General features: G+C 67.0%; 17 protein-coding genes. 5 read left to right on the forward strand and 12 right to left on the reverse strand.

The genetic code is table 11. The features are described 5' to 3' along the window. Positions 1-219: 219 nt before the first annotated feature. The 5 genes from AB0L82_RS26320 to AB0L82_RS26340 all read right to left on the reverse strand — a co-directional run bounded on the left by AB0L82_RS26320 (position 220) and on the right by AB0L82_RS26340 (position 7,511). Positions 220-1,950, reverse strand: coding sequence for an ATP-binding cassette domain-containing protein (locus AB0L82_RS26320; protein WP_364641622.1), 1,731 nt, complete (start codon positions 1,948-1,950; stop codon positions 220-222). Beyond that, positions 1,947-3,824 (reverse strand): thiol reductant ABC exporter subunit CydD, encoded by a 1,878-nt coding sequence (gene cydD / locus AB0L82_RS26325; protein ID WP_364641624.1) that lies wholly within the window; start codon positions 3,822-3,824, stop codon positions 1,947-1,949. The genes AB0L82_RS26320 and cydD overlap by 4 nt, the downstream gene beginning before the upstream one ends. A 31-nt stretch (positions 3,825-3,855) precedes the next feature. Beyond that, positions 3,856-4,908 carry a cytochrome d ubiquinol oxidase subunit II gene (cydB, locus tag AB0L82_RS26330; protein WP_364641627.1) on the reverse strand — a complete coding sequence of 351 codons (1,053 nt, stop codon included), beginning with the start codon at positions 4,906-4,908 and terminating at the stop codon, positions 3,856-3,858. Between the two features lie 9 nt (positions 4,909-4,917). Continuing rightward, entirely contained in the window at positions 4,918-6,393 is a 1,476-nt protein-coding gene (locus AB0L82_RS26335) for a cytochrome ubiquinol oxidase subunit I (protein ID WP_364641630.1), read from the reverse strand. Positions 6,394-6,581: 188 nt separating this feature from the next. Further along, positions 6,582-7,511 (reverse strand): aminodeoxychorismate lyase, encoded by a 930-nt coding sequence (locus AB0L82_RS26340; RefSeq protein WP_364641633.1) that lies wholly within the window; start codon positions 7,509-7,511, stop codon positions 6,582-6,584. Positions 7,512-7,644: 133 nt separating this feature from the next. Between AB0L82_RS26340 and AB0L82_RS26345 the strand changes: the two genes are divergently transcribed. From AB0L82_RS26345 to AB0L82_RS26360, 4 genes are all read left to right on the forward strand, one after another. Next, entirely contained in the window at positions 7,645-8,760 is a 1,116-nt protein-coding gene (locus tag AB0L82_RS26345) for a folate-binding protein (RefSeq protein WP_364641636.1), read from the forward strand. After that, positions 8,757-9,524: an MOSC domain-containing protein gene (locus tag AB0L82_RS26350; RefSeq protein WP_364641639.1), complete on the forward strand. Its 768-nt coding sequence runs from the start codon at positions 8,757-8,759 to the stop codon at positions 9,522-9,524. The genes AB0L82_RS26345 and AB0L82_RS26350 overlap by 4 nt, the downstream gene beginning before the upstream one ends. A 20-nt stretch (positions 9,525-9,544) precedes the next feature. Continuing rightward, positions 9,545-10,507 carry an asparaginase gene (locus AB0L82_RS26355; protein ID WP_364641809.1) on the forward strand — a complete coding sequence of 321 codons (963 nt, stop codon included), beginning with the start codon at positions 9,545-9,547 and terminating at the stop codon, positions 10,505-10,507. A gap of 207 nt (positions 10,508-10,714) precedes the next feature. After that, positions 10,715-10,924: a DUF3073 domain-containing protein gene (locus AB0L82_RS26360; protein ID WP_364641642.1), complete on the forward strand. Its 210-nt coding sequence runs from the start codon at positions 10,715-10,717 to the stop codon at positions 10,922-10,924. A 309-nt stretch (positions 10,925-11,233) separates the two neighbouring features. On the opposite strand, the gene purM is transcribed toward AB0L82_RS26360, so the two are convergent. The 6 genes from purM to purF all read right to left on the reverse strand — a co-directional run bounded on the left by purM (position 11,234) and on the right by purF (position 19,663). Next, positions 11,234-12,313 (reverse strand): phosphoribosylformylglycinamidine cyclo-ligase, encoded by a 1,080-nt coding sequence (gene purM, locus AB0L82_RS26365; protein WP_364641645.1) that lies wholly within the window; start codon positions 12,311-12,313, stop codon positions 11,234-11,236. A gap of 126 nt (positions 12,314-12,439) precedes the next feature. After that, positions 12,440-14,173, reverse strand: a complete 1,734-nt coding sequence (locus AB0L82_RS26370) for an ABC transporter ATP-binding protein (RefSeq protein WP_364641648.1) — start codon at positions 14,171-14,173, stop codon at positions 12,440-12,442. Further along, on the reverse strand, positions 14,157-15,164 hold the full coding sequence (locus AB0L82_RS26375; protein ID WP_364641651.1) for an ABC transporter permease: 1,008 nt from the start codon (positions 15,162-15,164) through the stop codon (positions 14,157-14,159). Before AB0L82_RS26375 ends, AB0L82_RS26370 begins: the two co-directional genes overlap by 17 nt. Beyond that, positions 15,164-16,186 carry an ABC transporter permease gene (locus AB0L82_RS26380; RefSeq protein ID WP_364641812.1) on the reverse strand — a complete coding sequence of 341 codons (1,023 nt, stop codon included), beginning with the start codon at positions 16,184-16,186 and terminating at the stop codon, positions 15,164-15,166. The genes AB0L82_RS26375 and AB0L82_RS26380 overlap by 1 nt, the downstream gene beginning before the upstream one ends. Continuing rightward, on the reverse strand, positions 16,186-17,727 hold the full coding sequence (locus AB0L82_RS26385) for an ABC transporter substrate-binding protein (RefSeq protein WP_364641815.1): 1,542 nt from the start codon (positions 17,725-17,727) through the stop codon (positions 16,186-16,188). The genes AB0L82_RS26380 and AB0L82_RS26385 overlap by 1 nt, the downstream gene beginning before the upstream one ends. 370 nt (positions 17,728-18,097) lie before the next feature. Beyond that, a complete protein-coding gene (gene purF, locus AB0L82_RS26390) occupies positions 18,098-19,663 on the reverse strand; it encodes an amidophosphoribosyltransferase (RefSeq protein WP_364641654.1) in 1,566 nt (521 codons plus the stop codon). A 187-nt stretch (positions 19,664-19,850) separates the two neighbouring features. On the opposite strand from purF, the gene AB0L82_RS26395 reads away from it, so the two are divergent. After that, positions 19,851-21,107, forward strand: a complete 1,257-nt coding sequence (locus tag AB0L82_RS26395; RefSeq protein WP_364641657.1) for a DUF3533 domain-containing protein — start codon at positions 19,851-19,853, stop codon at positions 21,105-21,107. A gap of 47 nt (positions 21,108-21,154) precedes the next feature. On the opposite strand, the gene AB0L82_RS26400 is transcribed toward AB0L82_RS26395, so the two are convergent. Continuing rightward, positions 21,155-21,541: a sterol carrier family protein gene (locus tag AB0L82_RS26400; protein ID WP_364641660.1), complete on the reverse strand. Its 387-nt coding sequence runs from the start codon at positions 21,539-21,541 to the stop codon at positions 21,155-21,157. Positions 21,542-21,559: the final 18 nt, after the last annotated feature.

Genomic DNA, 21,559 nt, shown 5'->3' on the forward strand with positions numbered 1-21,559 from the left:
GATCGGACAAGATCTGGGACTCAGGGGCCGGGTGACTGCCTGGGATTCGCTCAGCGCTCGCGCTACGAGAATCCGTTGCAGCGGAGGCGCCTAGCTGGCAGCCACCTCACGCGTCCTCGAATTACTCATTATTCGAACCACCTCCTTCCTGTGTACAGACGAAAGTAGTCGGCCGAACTGGAAGCGGCAACGTATTTTCTCTGACTGCGAAATCGCAGGTCAGTGCTGGTTTGCCGGAATAGAACGGCGGATCGATACGGTTGCGTTCGCACCGACTTCCACGATCGTGTCGGCGCGCTGGTCCGCCGGAAGCTGATGTGTGACAACCACTACCGTGCGATCCGGGTCCACCAGGCCGCTGTCCCGGTCGAGCAGGCGGCGCAGCAGCTCCGCGCCCGGCTCGGCCTCCAGGTGTTCGGTCGGCTCATCGAGCAGCAGTACCCGGGCCGGGGAGAGCAGCGCGCGAGCCAGCAGGATGCGGCGGCGCTGACCACCCGATACGGCGGCCGCCCCGCCGACGAGGTCGGTGTCCACACCATCCGGCAGCGAGTCCAGCCACTCCCCCGCGCCGACCGCCCGCAGGGCCTGCTCGGCTTCGGCGGCGGTGATATCGCCGCGCGCGACCCGCAGGTTCTCCAGCACGGTCGTCCCGAAGATGTGCGCGTCCTCGGCGAAGAAGGTCACCCCGGCGCGCGGGGTGTCGAACAGTCCGGCCCACGACATGAGCAGCGTGGTCTTACCCGCCCCGCTCGGCCCGACGACGGCGATCCTGCGCCCCTCCGGCAGCGGCGGCAAATCCATTGCCGCGGGCGCGGATTCGGCCCGCTCCAGGCGAGCCAGCCGATGCAGCGCGGCCCGGCCATTGGTCAGCGCCTGCGCCGCCCCGGGCAGCACCGAGACCGCCTCGAACGCCGACAGCGGTACCAGCACCAGTACCGCGAACGCCATGGGCGTGATCCCGCCCCCGGGAATGGCTTGAAAACCCTTGGTGGCCACCGCCGGTCCGGTCCCGTACAGCGCGATCCCGATCAGCAGGGCGCCGAGCACGCTGGTACCGATCGACAGCGGCAGCACCGCCGCCGACCACGCACTGCGCGCCGCGGCCCGATCCTCGGCGGCAACCGCCCGCTGTCCGGCCCGCGCGGCACTCTCGACGGCCCCGGAAAGCCTTCCCGCGACCCGCAATTCGGGTGCGTGATCCAGCACGGTGAGCGCCTCGGCCGTGAACTCGGTCCGATCCGCCCGCACCGCCACCTCGGCCTCCCGGGCGGCCCGCGCCGACATCCACAGCGCGACAACCCCGGAAATCCCCAGCGCCACAGCCAGAATCACCGCCGCCGGAATCGAAACGAACCCGATCAGCACCACCGCGAGCGCGGACAGAATCACCGCGACCGCGATCGGCACGAACGCCCGCACCACCACCGCCCCGAGATCATCGATATCGCTCCCCACCCGCCCCAGCAGCTCTCCCCGCCGCAACTGCGTCGGATCATCCAGGCGCACATCCACTTCGGCTGACCGGCCGACAGCACTCGACCTCGCCCGCACGGCGGGATCGACCACCGCACTGTCCCGTGCGGTGTCGAACTCGCCCGCAGTCGCTCCCGTGCGACGTGGCCGCCAGATATCCGCGGCGGCGAGTGTCCGATAGGTGGTGGTGCGCGCGAGACTCATGGACCGCAGCGCCACATCATGCGTGGCCAGCCGCTCCAGATACCGTGCGACCCCACGCGAAATCCCGAGCGCCCGAACGGTCACCACCGCGATACTCAGGTCGAGCACCGGTGGCATCTGCCAAGCACGGGCAATCAACCAAGCGGCCAGCGCGGCGAGCCCCAGCCCGCTCCCCAGTGCGGCCACGCCCCAGGCGATGGACAGTGCCAGCCGCCCTTTGGACAGCTCCAGCAATCCCCGTATCCGCCGAAAGTCGGCAAACGCGTCCCTCATCGCACACCCACTTCCGAATCGGCGAGATCCGCGTCCACGACCAACGCCGCCTCCGACGGGAAGACGAAGCTCGGAGCTCTAGCCGCCGAATCCACCACGGATGCTTCCGAATCCGCCGGAACAGTGGCGTGGACGGGGACCACGTGGTCGGCGAGGGCGACGATGGCGGGGCGGTGGCCGACGATCACCACGGTGGCTCCGGCCTCGGCGCGGGCCGTCAGGGCGGCGAGTACGCGCTCTTCGGCTTCCGGGTCGAGGTGGGCGGTGGGTTCGTCGAGGAGTAGGACCTGGCGGTCGGCGGCGAGGGTGCGGGTCAGGGCGAGGCGTTGGCGCTGGCCGAGGGACAGGCCGGTGCCGCCGGTGCCGACCAGGGTGTTCCAGCCGTCGGGGAGGTCGGCGAGGACCGTATCGAATCCGGTTGCCCGGCAGGCGGCTTCGAGGCGGGCCGAGTCGGCGGGCGGGCCGAGGAGTTCGAGGTTGGCGCGCAGGGTGCCGGGGACCAGGACGGGGCGCTGGGGCAGCCAGGCCAGGTGGGACCACCAGTGGTCGAGGTCCATGGCTGCGATGGGGGTGCCGTCTATGAGTACATCACCGGTGTCGGGCGCGATGAGACCCAGAATCGCTTGCAGGGCTGTCGATTTGCCACTGCCGTTCGGCCCGGTGAGTACCGTCACCTCGCCGGGAAGCAGGATCGCGGACAGCGCGTCCGGGGCCGAGCCCTGCCGGGCGGCAATGGAGACCTCTCGAATCTCGATGCGGCCGTGCAACTCTCGCGGAGTCACGGTGCCGGCGGCCGGGCTCGCGTCCCCGCTTCCCGGCACGGGGGCGGGGCTCGCCTCGCGGTCATCGGGTTCGAGGATGGCGAAAGCCTTTTCGGCGGCCGCCATTCCGTCCTGGGCGGCGTGGAAGCGTTCACCCACCGCACGGATGGGGAGATAGACCTCGGGGGCCAGGATCAGGGCGAGGAGTCCGGCGTAGAGGCCCATATCGCCGAAGACCAGGCGCAGGCCGATGGAAACGGCCACCAGCGCCACGCACAGGGTGGCGAGGGACTCCAGCACCATGGACGACAGGAAGGCCATGCGCAGGGCGGACATGGTGCGCTTGTGCAGGGCATCGCCGAGTTCGCGAACCCGGTGCTGCATGGTGGTGCGATCAGGTTGCGCGGCAATGGCGTCCGGCGCTGCGGCCGCGTCGGAAGTGGTCGCGGTACGGCCGGTTTCGCGGCCCAGGGCGCGCAGGGTGGGCATGCCCGCGAAGAGGTCGAGGAGTTGATCCGACAGGCGGGTGGTGGCGACCAGGGTGTCCCGGGCGCGGCCCTGGGTGAGCAGGCCGATCAGGATCATGAAGATCGGGATAAGCGGCAGGGTGACCAGGATGATCGCGCCGGAGATCCAGTCGTGCAGGACGATGACGGTCAGCACGATCGGCGGGACGAGCAGTGAAAGCAGCAGTGCGGGCAGGTATCCCGCGAGGTAGGCGCGCAGGCCGCTCAGCCCGTTGCCGATCACGACCGCCAATTCGGTTCGGCGGCGCTCCAATTCGCGGGGCGGCAGGTGCGCCCCGGCGGTGAGGACCGCCGTTTCGAGTTCGGCGACGACCTGCGCCCCGGCGCGGTGTGCGAGCCGGGACTGCCACCAGGTGGCGATGACCCGGCACAGCACGGCGGCGGCGAAGATCACCAGTTCCGCTGTCCAGGAACCGATATCGCGCCGTCCCGGATCGGTGATGACTCCGGCGAGGACCCGCGCCAGGGCGAGTGCCGCGATCACGATGCAGATCGTGGTCGTCAGCGAGAGCCCGACGCTCAGCGTGAGATATGTGCGTGCCGAGCGGGCGTATCGCCACAGGCGCGGGTCTACCGGTCGTGCCATCGGTTCATTCCGTCTTTCGAGAGCGGTTCGGCTAGACCTTCGGCGCGGATTCCAGGGGCAGGCCGATGGGGGCCGGAATCTGTTCCACGGTGAGCCGCTGGCGGAACACCCAGTAGGTCCAGCCCTGGTAGATCAGCACCACCGGCACCATGGCGACCGCGACCCAGCTCATCACCACGAGCGTGTAGTGCGTGGAGGAGGCCGAGACGGTCCCGTCGCGCCCGTCCACGGTGAGGCTGAACGCGGCATCGATGGTGGAGGGCAGCACATTCGGGAACAGCGATCCGAACAGCAGTGCGGTGGCTCCCACGATGGTCAGGGCGGTGCCGGTGAAGGCCCACCCGTCCCGGCCCTGGGTGGCGGCGAAGCCCGCGATCAGCAGTCCGATCACGGCCAGCACCAAGGGAATCCAGGTCCACCCCTTGCCGTAGGCGAGCTGGGTCCAGATGCCGAAGGCGGCGACCACGACCGCGGTGGGCACGAACAGCTTCCGGATCAGTGCCTGGGCGTCGTCGCGTACCTCATTGCCGGTCTTGAGCGCGATGAACAGCGCACCGTGCAGCATGAACAGCAGCAGGGTGGTGAGCCCGCCGAGCAGCGCGTACGGATTCAGCAGGTCGAGCAGGTTTCCGCCGATATGCCGGTGCTCGTTCAGTTTCACGCCGCGCACGATATTGGCGAATGCCAATCCCCAGGCGAGGGCGGGAATCCAGGAGCCCAGTCCGATGCCGATATCGCACCAGACCCGCCATTTGTCGTCATTGATCTTGCTGCGCCATTCGATGGCGCAGGCCCGCGCGATCAGTCCGACCAGGATGAGCAGCAGCGCCAGGTAGAACCCGGAGAACAGGCTGGCGTACCACTCCGGGAAGGCCGCGAACATGGCGCCGCCGGCGGTGAGCAGCCACACCTCGTTGCCGTCCCATACGGGTCCGATGGTGTTGAGCACCACGCGCTTTCGCACTTCGGAGCCCTTGCCGAGGATCGGCATGAGCATGCCGACCCCGTAGTCGAAGCCCTCCAGCACGAAGTAGCCGGTGAAGAGCACCGCGATCAGTAGAAACCAGAATTCAGGGAGACTCATCCTCGGCTCCTAGTAGGCGAAGGAAAGCTTGTCGACGGTGTCCCCGGTCATGCGCGGCCCGGTGTCCGTGGGGGCCGGTTCCTCCGGTCCCGCGACCACGTAGCGGCGCATGAGGTAGAACCAGGCGACCGCGAGCAGACCGTAGAGCAGGGTGAAGACGACGAGCGAGGTGACGATGGTGCCCGCGGTGACGCCGGAGACGCCCTGCTGCACCGTCATTCGAATGTGTTGATCGCCGGTCGGATTGGGTGCGACCACCCAGGGCTGGCGGCCCATCTCGGTGAAGATCCAGCCGGAGATATTGCCGAGGAACGGGGTGGTGATTGCGATCAGCGACAGCCAGGAGAACCACTTCTGATCCGGCACCCGGCCGCGCCTGGTGACCCAGAATCCGGCCAGCGCCAGCAGCAGTGAGCCCGCGAGGAAGCCGATCATGGCGCGGAAGGTCCAGTAGGTGACGAACAGGTTGGGCCGGTAGTCGCCGATCCCGTACTTCTCGTTGTACGAGACCTGGAGATCCTTGACGCCTTCCAGGGTGACGCCGCTGAACTTGCCCTCGGCCAGATACGGCAGCACGCCCGGGACTTCGATGAGGTGGTCCACGCTGTCGCAGTTGTTGTGCGTGCCGACCGTCAGGACGGAGAAGTCCGGATCGGTTTCGGTGTGGCACAACGATTCCGCGGAGGCCATCTTCATGGGCTGCTGTTTGAACATGAGCTTGCCCTGGATGTCACCGGTGAACACGAGCGCGACCGCGGCGACCAGCACCACGTACAGCCCCATGCGCGCGGCGGGCCGCCACATGGTGCGGGCCTCCTCGACAGGTGCTGTGTCGCTTGCGATCTGGCCCTGCCGCACGCGCCTGACCATCCACCAGCCCGCGATGCCGGCGACGAAGGTGCCGGAGGTGAGGAACGCGCCCGCCACCACGTGCGGGAATGCGGCAAGGGTGGTGTTGTTGCTGATGAGCGCCCAAATGCTGGTCAGCTCAGCGCGTTTGGTCTCCGGGTTGTATTCCGCGCCGACCGGATGCTGCATGAACGAGTTGGCGGCGACGATGAAGTACGCCGAGGCGTTCACGCCGATGGCGACCAGCCAGATGGTGGCCAGGTGCACTTTCTTCGGCAGCCGGGTCCAGCCGAAGATCCACAGTCCGAGGAAGGTGGATTCCAGGAAGAAGGCGACCAGCGCCTCCATGGCCAGGGGTGCGCCGAAGACGTCGCCGACGAAGCGGGAGTATTCGCTCCAGGCCATGCCGAATTGGAATTCCTGCACGATGCCGGTGGCGACGCCGAGGGCGAAGTTGATCAGGAAGAGCTTCCCGAAGAATTTGGTGAGGCGGTACCAGTGCTCTTTGCCCGTAATCACCCATGCGGTCTGCATGCCCGCCACCAGCGGCGCGAGTCCGATGGTCAGGGGCACGAAGATGAAGTGATAGACGGTGGTGATTCCGAACTGCCAGCGCGCTAAATCAACGACGCTCATCCGACCTCCAGCCGATCTACGACATGACGTAGTATTGGACACTACGCCTCTCGCCATTCAGATCAACATGTGACGCGCCACAGCGTGCTACGAATTTGCCGACTTGTGACGAATCAACGGCCAAAGCCCCCGCGGACGAGGACCTTGGTCGACTGAGCCCCCGGAAAAAGGGCCCTGGAGCCCGCGGCTCACCAGTCGGCGATACTGCCCGGCAGGGCAATGCCCCGATCCACCAGCGCCGCGATCTCACCGGCATTGTCCGGGGCCGACATGCGCAGACCGTCCAGGGATTTCACCCGTGCGGCCAGGGTCACGCTGGACAGCATCCACACGCTGTCGGCGGTGATCAGATCCGCGGTGAACAGCGGTTCGTAGCGGCAGTCCCAGCCCGCCTTCTCCGCCTGGGCGAACAGCGCACGCTGCGTCGTGCCGGGCAGCACACCATTGCGCGCGGGCGGCGTGATCAGCTGATTCTCGCGCGCCACAACCACTGTCGAGCGCGGCCCCTCCAGCACCCGATGCTCGGTACTGGTGAAGATCACGTCATCGGCGTCCATCCGCCGGGCGAAGCGCAACGCGGCCATATTCGTTGCGTAGGAGAGGGTTTTGGCCCCCAGCAGTTGCCAGGGCGCGGCCTGAGCGAGGTCGATCGAAATTCCCCGGGACAGTGTTATGACCGAAACACCTTCGGCGCGAGCGGTTTTCACGCGCTCATGCACCGGAACCACCAAAACGTAACCGGTGGTTGCCGGTTCGGCCGCGGACAGTCCCGCCGGTGCGTTTGCTGAAGATTTGCCAGAAGAACTTCCGTGATCGCTGTCACGCCCCCGGGTGAGCACCATGCGGAGCATCCCCTCGTGCTCCTTCCCCCACTCCTCGGCCGCCAGCTCCACCGCGAAGCGCCACGCGTCCAGATCCGGGACGGGCAATTCGAGGGCCTCGGCCGAACGCCGCAGTCGCGCCAGATGCAGTTCCAGGGCACAGGCGACACCACCCCGCACCAGCACCGTCTCGAATATCCCGTCACCGCGCAGCGCGCCGATATCGTCCGCATACAGAAGCGGCGCGTCCGGATCCCGGATCGCGCCGTCAAGAGTCACCAGAACCCGTTCCACCATGCGCCCGAGCCTAGGGCAGCGGCCCCCGTCACGGAGTGATAACGACGCCGCAGAACTCGCCAACCCGGCAATACAGATCACAGTCCCGTAAGCGCGAGCGACGCCGAAAATTCGACACCGCTAGTGTGGGGGTGTGTCCTTCGAGGTAGCACCCAGTCCGATTCTTCAGGTTCCAGGGGCTGTCGCGGGGCCGCCCGAATCACCGGATGCGGCGGTCGCGTGGCATTACGGGGATCCACTGGGCGAGCAACGCGCCGCCGTGCAGCGCGCCGCGATAGTGGATAGATCGCATCGGTTCGTGCTGAGTATCACCGGTAAAGAGCGGTTGAGCTGGCTGAACACCATCTCCAGCCAGGCGGTGGCGGATCTGCGCGACGGCCAGTCCGCCGAGGATCTGGATCTGGATCTGAACGGTCGCGTCCTGCACCACTTCGTGCTCACCGAACTCGATGGCACGGTGTGGATCGACACCGAAGCCGCGCGCGGCCCCGACCTGCTGGCGTTCCTGCAGAAGATGGTCTTCTGGGCGGATGCCAAGCCCGAGGCCGCCCCCGAGCACGCGGTGCTGAGCCTGCTCGGCCCGCGGGTGGCGGACCTCACCGAAACCCTCGGCATCGCAAGCCTTCCCGAGATCTATCAGGCCGTGGCCCTGCCCGGCGGTGGTTTCCTGCGCCGGATGCCCTGGCCCACCGATGACTCGTTCGATCTGATCGTCCCCCGCGCCGACCTCGTCTCCTGGTGGACGCGGCTGCGCGCGGCGGGCGCGGAAGCCGCCGGTTCCTGGACCTTCGAGGCCCTGCGCGTCGCGGCCCTGCGCCCGCGCATCGGCATCGACACCGATGACCGCACCATCCCGCACGAGGCGAATTGGGTCGGCGGTATCGCCGAGCACGGCGCGGTGCACCTGAACAAGGGCTGCTATCGCGGCCAGGAGACCGTGGCCCGCGTCCACAACCTCGGCAAGCCGCCGCGCAATCTGCTGCTGCTGCACCTGGACGGCTCCGCCGACGACCGCCCCGTCCCCGGTGACGCGGTGACCGCTGCCGGTCGCGCGGTGGGCGTGCTGGGCACCGTGGTCGACCACTACGAACTCGGCCCGATCGCGCTGGCGCTGGTGAAACGCAATGTCCCCGCGGACACCCCGCTCGCGGCGGGCCCGACCGCCGCCGCCATCGACCCGGATTCCGTTCCGGCCCATGACGAACCGCAGGCCGGTCGCCTCGCCGTCGAAAAGCTCCGCGGCCGATGAGCGTCGATTCGCACGCCGTGGTGGACACCGCCGCGGCCGGGCGTGTGCTCGCGGTCTGCGTACTGCACGAGGAGCACGAGGTGCCGGGCCGGGTCGGGCGCACGGCCATCGACAAACGTCCGGTGCCGCACCGGGTTCCGGTGCGCACCCTGGGCTTGGACGGCGACCATGTCTGCGATGTCGACCATCACGGCGGCGTGCACCAGGCCGTGTACGCCTATGCCGAGGAGGACGCGCGGGGCTGGTCCACCGAACTGGAACGCGACCTCGCGGCGGGCTGGTTCGGCGAGAACCTGCGCATTTCCGGTCTGCCGGTGAGCGATGCGGTGATCGGCGCGCGCTGGGCGATCGGCGACACCGTGCTGGAGGTGTCCGCGCCGCGTGTGCCGTGTGCCACCTTCCAGCACTGGTCCGGTGAGCAGCAGTGGGTGAAAAGGTTCACCGCGCAATCGAATACGGGCGCGTACTTCCGCGTCCTGACCGAGGGCGCGATCGGTGCGGGCGATGAGGTGCGGGTGCTGCACACCCCCGCGCACGGCGTCACCGTCCGCGATCTGTTCACCGGCGCGGATATGACCCGCCTGGAGTTGCTGCTGGAATCCGAGCCGACCATCTCCGACGATGTGCGCATGCAGATCGAACGGCATCGCCGCCGCCACGAGAACGCCGAGCGCGCCGCACAATTGCGCGCGGAGCGGGAGAGTGCCGCGGCCGAATCGGCGCGGCGGGAATCGGCTTTCGCGGAGAAGAGGTCTGGGGAATGAGCGCACCAGGGGTGCCGGGCGTGAACGCGGATCTGGTCGAGGTGGTGCGCTCCGGATTCCGCGAGTGCGTGCATCGCGGTTCCGCCGTGGTGCTGCGCCCCGATGGTGAGCCGCTGGTGCAGGTGGGCGCGGTGCACGGCCCGATCTTCCCGCGGTCGACCAATAAGCCGATGCAGGCACTCACCTTGCTGCGCAATGGTTTCGAGCCGGCCGACACCGCCGAGCTGGCCATCTCGACGGCCTCGCATTTCGGTGAGCCCGATCATGTGGAGCTGGTGCGGCGGCTGCTGGATCGTTTCGGTTTCACCGAGGACGATCTGGAGTGCCCGCCCGATCTGCCCTTCGAGGAGCAGGCTCGCGCACAAGCCCTGGCCGGGAGCGAGCGCGGCAAAGCGGCCCGCCGAATCTTCATGAACTGCTCCGGCAAGCATGCCGCCATGCTCGCGACCTGCCGCATCAATGACTGGCCGACCACCGGTTATCTCGATATCGCGCATCCGCTGCAGCAGGCGGTGCTGGCCACGATCATCGATGTCACCGGTGAGCCGGAGACGGATCTGGGCATCGACGGTTGCGGCCTGCCGATCGTGCCGGTATCGCTGGTGAATCTGGCCCGCGCCTACGCGAAACTGGCGACCGCGCCGGAAGATAGCCCGGAGCGCCGGGTGGCGGATGCGATCCGTTCGCATCCGCGAGTGATTTCCGGCACGGACGGACCAGATTTTCGCGTCATGACCGCGACCCCCGGACTGGTCTGCAAGATCGGCGCGGACGGTGTGCACGCGGGCGCGCTGCCGGACGGTTCGGCCTTCGCGTACAAGATCGATGACGGCGCGGATCGGGCCAGATTGCCGCTCACGCTCGCGCTGTTGCAGCGTATGGGTATCGAATGGACCGACGAGCATTCGGAATTGGCGGCCCCGGCGGTGTTCGGCGGCGGTGCCCGGGTGGGTGTCATCCGAGCTGTTCCGGGGGTGCTCTAACCCCCGCGGCCGCTCGCGCGCGCTCGATTCCGACGGTCCCCGACGACCTGCCGCGGTGGTCCCCGGGGGCACTTCGACGGTTTCTCACCCACTCCTGGAAGCGAGACCGCCGGACACACGCTAAAGTGTCTGTCAGGAAGATTATTAATTCGAACGGGGCCGCCAAACCACCCCAGGCCGCCCCGCAGTGACGCGAGGGGGTCAGCCATGGGCCGTGGCCGGGCTAAGGCAAAGCAGACCAAGGTGGCGCGCGAGCTCAAGTACAGCTCGACGCCGACCGACTTCCAGAGCCTGCAAAGGGAACTGGGAGGGAGTCCCTCCGACTTGCCGCGGAGTGGTGTGCTTTCCGACGAGCACGACGCGAAGGATTCGCAGTCGAGCTGGGACGAAGACGACTACGACGACTGGCGCCGCTGACTCGGATTGTCGACGCAGCCAAGGGGAGTCCGTGAGGGCTCCCCATTGACTCGTTGATATGCACCGAGGCACCGACGACATTGAATATGTGATGACACGGCAGCGTCCCGTCCGTTCGGGCGGGACGCCGATGTGTGTTCTGTACCAGCACACCGGATTTCGAGTGTGCGGTATTCCGGGCTACTCGGTGCTCCGAAGGTGGCGGGCCGCAACGATATCCGGCTTCTCAGACATACTGCACGACATTCCAGACATACAGCACGGCCCCGGTTACTCCTGCGAGTAACCGGGGCCGTGTGTCGTTGGCGGCTAGAAGCGCGGGTGGTCGCCCAGCAGCACCGCGCGCGGGGCGTCGGCGTCCTTGGCCTTCTTGACCGTGCCGAGGGTCCAGCAGTCGATGTGGCGGGCGGTGAGCACCGCGAGGGCGCGGTCGGCGTCCTCGGGGGCCACGACGGCGACCATGCCGACGCCCATATTGAAGGTCTTCTCCATCTCGGCGCGCTCGACGCGGCCGCGCTGCGCGATCAGCTTGAAGACCGGCGCCGGACTCCAGGTGCCGCGGTCCAGTTCGGCGACCAGACCGGCCGGGAGTACGCGAGCCAGGTTGTTGGCCAGGCCGCCGCCGGTGACGTGCGAGAAGGTGCGCACATCGGTTTCGGCGATCAGGGCCAGGCAGTCCTTGGCGTAGATGCGGGTGGGCTCGAGCAGTTCCTCGCCGAGGGTGCGGCCGAATTCCTCGACGTGCCCGGACAGCTGCATGCGGTCGATGTCCAGCAGCACCTTGCGGGCCAGCGAGTAGCCGTTGGAGTGCAGGCCGGAAGCGCCCATGCCGATGATGACGTCGCCGGGGCGGACGCGGTCGGGGCCGAGCACGGCGTCGGCCTCGACGACACCGACGCCGGTGCCGGAGATGTCGTAATCGTCCGCGCCCATCAGGCCCGGGTGTTCGGCGGTCTCGCCACCGAGCAGGGCGCAGCCCGCCAGGATGCAGCCCTCGGCGATGCCGCCGACGATCTGGGCGACGCGCTCGGGCACGACCTTGCCGACGGCGATGTAGTCCTGCAGGAACAGCGGTTCGGCACCGCAGACGACCAGATCGTCGACGACCATGGCGACCAGGTCGAGGCCGACGGTGTCGTGCTTGTCCATGGCCTGTGCGATGGCGATCTTGGTACCGACGCCGTCGGTGGAGGAAGCCAGCAGCGGCTCCTTGTACCCGGACTTGAGTGCGAACAGACCAGCGAATCCGCCGATTCCACCCTGTACCTCGGGCCGGGAAGCCTTCTTGGCCAGCGGAGCGAAGAGTTCTACCGCGCGGTCGCCGGCTTCGATATCCACTCCGGCTGCCGCGTAGGAAGCACCGGCGCCACTGGGTGTCTGTTCAGTCATTGTCGGGGAAAGCTCCAAGCCGAATCGGACGGATAGATGCCTGCTCACGGTACCGGAGTCGATCGCAGGACGTCCGACCTCCCCTCATAGCAGACAATCCGCCGAGCTTCCAGACTTAACCGCACCTCACGAAATCAGTCGCTGTCTTTCGGCTCTGCGACGGCGCTGCTCTTCGGGATCGGGGACGGGCACCGCCGCTACCAGGCGGCGGGTGTAGTCCTGAGCCGGATTGCGCAGGATGTCGTCGCGCGGACCCTGTTCGACCACTTCGCCGTTGCAGAGCACCGCGACATTGTCGGCGAGCTGGTCGACAACGGCGAGGTCGTGGCTGATGAACAGGCAGGCCCAGCCGCATTCGCGTTGCAGGTCGGCGAAGAGTTCGAGGACCTTGGCCTGGACGGAAACGTCCAGGGCACTTGTCGGTTCGTCCGCGATGAGGAGATCCGGATTGAGGACGAGGGCGCGGGCCAGGCTCACGCGCTGGCGCTGGCCACCGGAAAGTTCGTGCGGATAGCGCTTTTCGGTGCCCTCGGGGAGTTGGACGTCATCGAGCAGTTGGCGGACCCGGTCGCGCATGGCCGCACCCTTGGCGGTGCGGTGCACGACCAATGGTTCGGCCACGCAGTCGCCGACGGTCAGCCGCGGATTGAGCGAAGTGGCCGGATCCTGGAAAACGAAGCCGAGGCGGCGGCGCATGGGTCGCAGCCGCCGTTCGGAGAGTCCGGTCAGTTCGGAGCCGAGCACGCGCACGGATCCGGCTGTGGCGCGCTGCAATCCGGCGGCGCAGCGGCCGATGGTCGATTTGCCGGATCCGGATTCGCCCACCAGGCCGAGGGTTTCGCCGCGCGCGATGCTGAAGCTCACGCCCTGCACGGCTTTGAACGTGGCCCGGCGCAGACCGCTGGAGAACTCGACGGTCAGGTCGGCGACCTCGAGCACCGGCACGGTGGCGGATGCGCCACTCGTCGATGCCCCGGTGTCCGAATCGCTTTCGTTCACCTCCGGCACGACCGGAGCCACCCGCGTGGACGCCCCCAGGTGTGGCACCGCCGCCAGCAGCGCGCGGGTGTACTCCTGGGTGGGGTTGGCGAAAAGGTCGTCGACGGAAGCCTGTTCGACGACTCGCCCGGCGCGCATGACGACTACGCGGTCCGCCATATCGGCGACGACGCCCATATTGTGCGTGATCAATACGATGGCGCTGCCGATGCGATCGCGGAGATCGCGCAGCAGTTCCAGGATTTCGGCCTGCACCGTCACGTCGAGGGCGGTGGTGGGTTCGTCGGCGATGATCACCTTGGGTTCGCAGGCGATGGCGATGGCGATCATGACGCGTTGTTTCTGCCCGCCGGAGAGCTGGTGCGGGTAGTAGTTGACGCGACGTTCCGGTTCGGGCAGCCCGACCAGTCGCAGCAGATCGACGGCCCGGGTGCGCGCGGCCACGCGGCTCATTTCGCTGTGTGCGCGCAGCGCTTCCATGATCTGGTACCCGGCGGTGAACAGCGGATCCAGCGCGGAGCCGGGTTCCTGGAACACCATGGCGATATCGCCGCCGCGCACCGCGGTGAGCTGTCGTTCGCTCATCTTGGTGATCTCGGCGGTGCCGAGGGTGACGGTGCCGCTCACCCGCGCGGTGGACGGCAGCAGCCCGATGGCGGTCCGCGAGCTGACCGATTTACCGGAGCCGGATTCGCCGACGACTGCCAGGACTTCGCCCGGATACACCTGGTAGGAGACATTGGAGACCGCGCGCACGGCCCCGGCGTCGGTGGCGAAGGTGACCGACAGTCCGTCGACGGACAGTGCGGGACTGCGCTTTTCGGTGTCGGCGGCTGCGCCGAGGTCAGGTTGATCGGGCATCGTCGACCTCCGGTTCCGGTGCGGCGGCGTCCACGCCGCGGCGGGTGCGCAGCAGTGGGTTCAGGACTTCATTGAGGCTCTCGCCGACCAACGTCATCCCCAGCACCACGAGAACGATTGCGGCGCCGGGGAATACGCCGGTCCACCAGATGCCGTTGGGCACGTCCTGCAGCGCCTTGTTGAGGTCGAAACCCCATTCGGCGGCCTGGGTGGGTTCGATGCCGAAGCCGAGGAAGCCGAGTCCGGCCAGGGTGAGAATGGCTTCCGCGCCGTTGAGCGTGATGATCACCGGCAGCGACTGGGTGACGTTGGCGAAGATGTGCCGGTAGAGAATGCGCCCGGTGGAGGCCCCGCTCACCCGCGCGGCGTCCACGTACGGTTCGGTCTTCACCGCGACGGTGGCATTGCGCACCACTCGAAAGTATTGCGGCACAAAGATAACGGTGATGGCGATGGCGGCGGACAGGACACCGCCGAGTTTGCTGGAGTTGCCGCCCGCCACCATGATCGAGACCACGATGGCGAGCAGCAGGGTGGGGAACGCGTACATGGCGTCCATGAACAGCACCAGCACGCGGTCCACCCAGCGGCCGATATAGCCGGAGATCAAACCCAGTGGGACGCCGACGAACAGCGACAGCACCAGCGATACGCCGATGACGTACAGCGCGGTGCGCGCCCCGTAGAGCACCCGGGAGAACACGTCCTCACCGCGTATCGAGGTGCCGAGCCAATGGTCGGCGGACGGCGCCTGCTGGCGCACGAAATCGATGCCGTCCGAGGCGTTCTGGGCCAATCCGTAGGGTGCGATGAGCGGTGCGAACACCGCCGCGAACAGGAATACCGCGATCAGCGCGATACCCAATATCAGTGTGGCGCGCTGGAATCCGTGCGTCAGGCTGAACAGGCGCAGTCCCGGCAGACCGCGCCTGCTCCCCCTCACAGTGAGCGGGGCGACGGCCGGGTCGGTCACCACTTCCGGAGCGGTCATCAGAACCTCACTCTCGGGTCGATCAGCGCGACGATCACATCGACCAGGAAGCTCATGATCGCCACCACCAGTGCCAGGAATGTCACGATCCCCTGCACCGCGACGAAATCGCGCTGGGTCAGGTACTCGGTGAGTTGATAGCCGAGCCCCTTCCAGTCGAAGGTGCGCTCGGTGAGTACCGCGCCGCCGAGCATGGACGCGATGTACATGCCCATCACCGTCACGACGGGGATGAGCGCATTGCGGAAGGCATGCCGTCGCGTGACCACCCGTGACGAAAGTCCGCGTGCCCGAGCGGCATCCACGTAATCGCTGCGCAGGGTCTGGATCAGGTTGATCCGCACCAGGCGCAGGAATACGCCCGCGGTGAGCAGGCCGAGCGCGATCGCGGGCAGCACGGTGTGTTTGAGCACATCGAGCAGATACCCGGTGTCGCCGTACAGGATCGCGTCGATGAACAGGATGTTCGTCTTCGGCGACACATGCTGCAGTGCCAGTTCCACATTGGTGCTGGCGCGCCCGGAGGCGGGCAGCCAGCCCAGTTTCACCGAGAAGATCAGTTTCAGCAGCAGGCCGACGAAGAACACCGGGGCCGCGTAGGCCAGGATCGCGAACAGTCGCAATCCGGCGTCGGCGGCCGTGTCACGGCGGGTGGCGGCGAAGCGGCCCAGGGGGACGCCGACCGCGAATGCCACCAGCAGCGACCAGAAGACGAGTTCGAGGGTGGCCGCACCGTAGTGGGTGACGATCTCGGTGATGGCCCGATTGTCCTGGGAGCGGCCGAAATCCCCGTGCAGGAGTCTGCTGATGTACTCCCAGTACTGGGTGAGGATGGGCCGGTCCAGTCCGGCGGCGTGTTTGCGCGCCGCCAGTTGATCGGCGGGCAGGCGCCCACCGAGCGCCGCCGTGATCGGATCGCCCACCACCCGCATCAGGAAGAATACGACTGTCACCAGGATCCAGGTGGTGGGGATGATCAGCAGCAGCCGTACCCCGAGGTACCGCAGCAGTTGACCGGAGATCACTTGCTGAGCACTCCGAACCGGAACTTGAACGACGGGTCGAGGGTGTTCTCCACGCCCGAGACGTTCTTGCCCGAGACGGCGATCTGCTTACCGGACAGCAGCGGCAGGATCGGAATGAAATCCGCTGCCAGGGAACGCTGTACGGTGGCCAGCGCCGCCATGCGCTTGGCATTGTCGGGTTCGGTCACCTCGGCCAGCAGTTCGGCGTTGATGCGCGGATCCTCGAAATGCGATTGCAGGAAGTTATTGGTGCCGAAGAACGGGGTCAGGTAGTCGTCGGCGTCCGGGTAGTCCGGGAACCAGCCGAATTGGAAGATCGCGTAGGTGTCCTTGACGCGTTCCTTCTGATACGAAACCCATTCGGTGGATTGCAGATTCACCTTGAACAGCCCGGTGGCCTCGAGCTGGCTCTTGAGCGCGGCGTACTCCTCGGAGGAGGTGCTGCCGTAGTGGTCGGTGTTGTACTGGATGTTCAAGTCGACCGGGGTCGGCAGGCCCGCGTCGGCGAGGAATTTGGCCGCGGCGGTCTTATTCGGCTTCTCGCCGTAGATTTCCTTGAACGGTTCGGTCGCGCCCGGAACGCCCTGCGGTACAGAGGAATACGCCGGAGCGTAGGTGCCCTTGTAGACGCCGGTGGAGAGCGCCTCACGGTCGATGGAGGAGGCGAGTGCCTTGCGCACCGCGAGTTTCGCCGCGGGGGTCGCGCCCGGCATGGTGTTCATATTGAAGATGATGTAGCGAAGTTCGCCGCCGGGACCCTCCTTCACGGTCACCTTGTCGTTCTTGCGCAGTGATTCGATATCGGTGGGCGCGAGCGAGCGCCAGGCCACGTCGATATCACCGTTCTGCACGTCCAGGCGCATGTTCTCCGAACCGGCGAAGTACTTGGTGGAGACGCGGTCGGTCTTCGGCTTGCCCAGCACGCCGTTGTAATCCGGATTCGCCTGGTAGGAAACGAGTTTGTTCTTGTCGTAGCTGCTGATGGTGTACGGGCCGGAGAACGGCTTGGCCTTCCACACCGCGTCGTCGTCGAGGAGTTTGTCCGCGGGGAACACCTTCTCGTCGACGATGGGTCCGGCCTGGGTCGGCAGGATGGCGGCGAAGGTCTGATCGTTGGCGACCTTGAGGGTGAAGTTCACCGTGCTCGCGTCGACGACATCGGTGTGGTCCAGATTACCGAGCAGCGAGGCCGGGCCGTTGGGGTCGTTGATCTTGAGCATGCGGTCGAAGGAGAACTTCACGCTGTTCGCCGTGAGCGGGTTGCCGTTGGCGAACTTCAGATCCTTCTTCAGCGTGCAGGTGAAGACCGTGGGCGTGCTGAATCCGCACTTCTCCGCGGCGTCCGGTTTCGGAACCGCCTCGCCCGGTGGGGTATTCAGCAGGAACTGGTAGACCTGGGTCTCCACCAGCAGTGATCCGTTGTCGTAGGCCGCGGCCGGGTCCAGCGCGAAGATCTTGTCGGTGGTGCCCACCACCAGTCCCGCATCCCCGCTGTCCCCTCCGGTTCGCCCGGATCCGCATCCCGCTGCCGCAAGCATGGTGAGGCCCGCCAGCCCCACCGCCGCAATATTTTTCGCGCGCATACCGCCCTGCTTTCTCACGCGGCGCGTGGGCCGGGTCGCGACCCCGCCGCGCCGCGGTGGACTTCGTTTGGCTGCGGACAGTATCGACCGGTTATAACCGGAATGTTGCGAATACGAACAAATTAATCACTTTTGCCTCATATGCCCGACCAGGCCGATGTCTCAACTGAGACAGAGCAATTCGCGAGCAATGTCCGCCGGGGGCACGAGACAGCTCGGGTTCCCGGGCCGATGATCACCGCGTGGCAGCGGCACTACGGGCGCGAAAAACACCCGTGCCCGCCCGCGAACATCGCGGACGGGCACGGGTTTTCGGAGATGTCGACTACGGACGGCTGAGCGCGCTCGCATTCGCGTTGTCGGCCAGCAACTCCGCCTCGGAGGCACCGGTGAGCACACTCTCCAACAGGTTCTTGCCGATGGCCGCCTCGGTGGGCAGTGCGATCGGGTAGTCGCCGTCGAAGCAGGCGCAACACAGGCGCGAACGCGGCTGTTCGGTGGCGGCGACCATGGCGTCGAGCGAGATGTACCCGAGGCTGTCCGCGCCGATGGAGCGGCGCACACCCTCCACCATGTCATCCATGCTGGTGCCCTCGATGCCGTCGGGCCCGGCTCCATTGGCGATCAGCTCCGCGCGCGAGGCGAAGTCGATGCCGTAGAAGCACGGCCACTTGACCGGCGGCGAGGCGATCCGCACGTGGATCTCCAAAGCGCCTGCCTCGCGCAGCATTCGAATCAGGGCGCGCTGGGTGTTGCCGCGCACGATGGAATCGTCCACCACGATCAGTCGCTTACCGCGAATGACCTCGCGCAGCGGATTCAGCTTGAGCCGGATGCCGAGCTGGCGGATGGTCTGGCTGGGCTGGATGAAGGTGCGGCCCACATAGGCGTTCTTCATCAGGCCCTGCCCGTACGGCACGCCCGAACCCTGCGCGTAGCCGACGGCGGCCGGGGTGCCGGACTCCGGCACCGGGATCACCAGATCGGCTTCGACGGGATGTTCCAGTGCCAGGCGGCGGCCGATCTCCACGCGGGTGGCGTGCACCGAACGACCGGAGATGGTGCTGTCCGGGCGGGCCAGGTACACCATTTCGAAGACGCAACCCTTGGGGGTCGGGTTGGCGAAACGCAGTGAGCGGACACCGTCGGCGTCGATCGCCAGCAGTTCGCCCGGCTCGATCTCACGCACGAAGGAGGCGCCGACGATATCGAGGGCGGCGGTTTCGCTGGCGACCACCCAGCCACGCTCGAGGCGGCCCAGGCAGAGCGGGCGCACCCCGTGCGGATCGCGCGCGGCGTACAGCGTGTGCTCATCCATGAAGGTGAGGCAGAAAGCCCCGCGCAGGGTCGGCAGCAGCTCCAGCGCGGCCTGCTCGATGCTCTTGTCGGCGGCGGCGTGCGCGAGCAGCGCGGTCATCACATCCGAATCGGAGGTGGCGGCCATATTACCCGCGACCCGGCCATTGATCAGGCCCAGTTCCCGTGCGCGAGAACTCAATTCGGCGGTATTGACCAGATTTCCATTGTGGCCCAGCGCGATTCCGGAACCCACCGCGGTGGTGCGGAAGATCGGCTGTGCGTTCTCCCAGGTCGTGGACCCGGTGGTGGAGTAGCGGCAGTGGCCGACGGCGACGTGGCCGGGCATGGCGGCGAGCGTCTGCTCATCGAAAACCTGGCTCACCAAGCCCAGATCCTTGAAGACCAGCACCTGCGAACCGTCGGAGACGGCGATGCCGGCTGCCTCCTGCCCGCGATGCTGCAGCGCGTAAAGTCCGTAGTACGTGAGCTTGGCCACATCCTCGCCAGGGGCCCAGACACCGAACACACCGCACTCTTCGCGGGGTTCGTTTTCGGGCTCATCGAGGGTGGTGTCGGCGGGGGGCAGGGTCACCGTGTTTGCTCCCTGTTCGGCGGGCGGGGGGCAGGACCCATAGTACTGGTAACCACCGCGCAACCCACCGCTGGGATAACACGCATCGCGGCGGCTTTGCTGTTAGCGTTCGGGCGTGGCGAGCACCGAAGTTTCGGAGTCGAGTCCTACCCGTCGTTTGAGCCCTCTCAGGTGGGCGTTTCCGATCGTGGTGGTCACACTGCTGGCCTCACTGCTGGGCGTGATGTACCTGGACTACATCGTCGATCCCGAGAAGAACCTGCACGATTTCCCGATCGCACTGGTGAATCAGGATGTCGGCGACGATCTGAACACCGGCGGCGCGACCAAACATGTGAACTTCGGCGATCAGGTCGCGGCGGGGCTCCAGCAGGCGGTGCCCGGGGACAAGATCGATCTGCGCGTGCTCGGCATCAACGAGGCGCAGCTGCAGATGCAGTCGGCGAAGGTGTACGGCACCATCGTCATTCCGAGCGACTTCTCCAAGCGGCTCGGCATTCTCGGCGTCGGCAGCGTGGTGCCCGGGGATATCACCCGGCCGACGATCACCTTGCAGACCAACCCGCGCACCGGGGCGTTCACCACTGCCATCGTGCAGAAGTTCGGCGCGGAGGCGCTCACCCAGGTGAACGCGCAGGTCGGTAAGCAGTTGACCGAGCAGGTCAAGACAACCTTGGCACCCGCGCCCGGCGGTCCGCCCGCACCGGAATTGTCCGCGGCCACCCTGGTCGCGCTGACCACTCCGCTGGACATCGTGGTGCAGCAATTCCATCCGCTGCCCGGCGGCTCGGGTGAGGGTTTGACCGCGTTCTTCTACAGCCTGCTGCTCCTGCTGGTCGGCATGGTCGGGGCGATGATCATCCACCAGCTGCTGGACTCGGCACTCGGATTCCTGCCCACCGAATGGGGTCCGTGGTACGTGCACTATCCGCGCACACCGATCTCCCGGGTGCGCACGCTGCTGCTGAAATGGTCTGCGGTGGTGGTCATGTCGATGACGGTCTCGGCCGCGCTGCTCGGCATCGGCGAAGCGCTGGGCATGCCGATCGACCGCCCGTTCCTGCTGTTCCTCTATGGCGCGTTCGTCATCACCGCGGTCGGCGTCACCTGCACCTCGGTGCTCGCGGCGGTGGGCACCGCGGGTCTGATCGTCAACCTGATCGTCTTCATCATCCTGGGCCTGCCCTCCTCCGGCGGCACGGTGCCGATCGAGGCCACCCCCAAATACTTCGGCTGGCTGTCGAGTTTCGAGCCCATGCACCAGGTCTTCCTGGGCACCCGCTCCATCCTCTATTTCGACGGCAGCGCCGAAGCGGGCCTGTCCCGAGGCTGCTGGATGGCCGCGCTGGGTCTGCTCATCGGCCTGGTCTTCGGCCTCGTCATCACCCGCTTCTACGACCGCAAGGGCCTGGAACGCAAACCCGCCGCCACGGCCGCCGCGTAATCCGCGGCGGCACAGCGCATCCGGTCAACGGCACGGGACGGCTGGACTCAGAGCGGTACGACGGGTAGCCAGCGCGCCACTTCGGCGGCGCGCGACCCCGAAGCCGTGAGCACTCCCGACTCCACCGCCTCCTCGAACCCCAACAGTCCGGTAGCCAGCAATAGCCAAGTGCGCGCATCGGTTTCGACCACATTCGGCGGCGTCCCCCGGGTATGCCGCAACCCCTCGATGCACTGCACCGCCACGAACGGCGGCACCCGCACCTCCACCGCGCCCCCGGGTGCGTCCGCCGCCAGGGACCGCGCCGTCCCCCTAACGGCGGCCGCCAGCTCGGTCCGCGACGGAGCCGCGGCCGATTCATCGCGCAACCACTCCCCCACGGCGGTCACCGCCGCCCTGACCTCCCCCGGATTCACCGCTCCACGTCCAGCCACGCGAAAAAGGCTACCGCC

Source organism: Nocardia sp. NPDC052001 (assembly GCF_040680615.1).
GTDB lineage: Bacteria > Actinomycetota > Actinomycetes > Mycobacteriales > Mycobacteriaceae > Nocardia.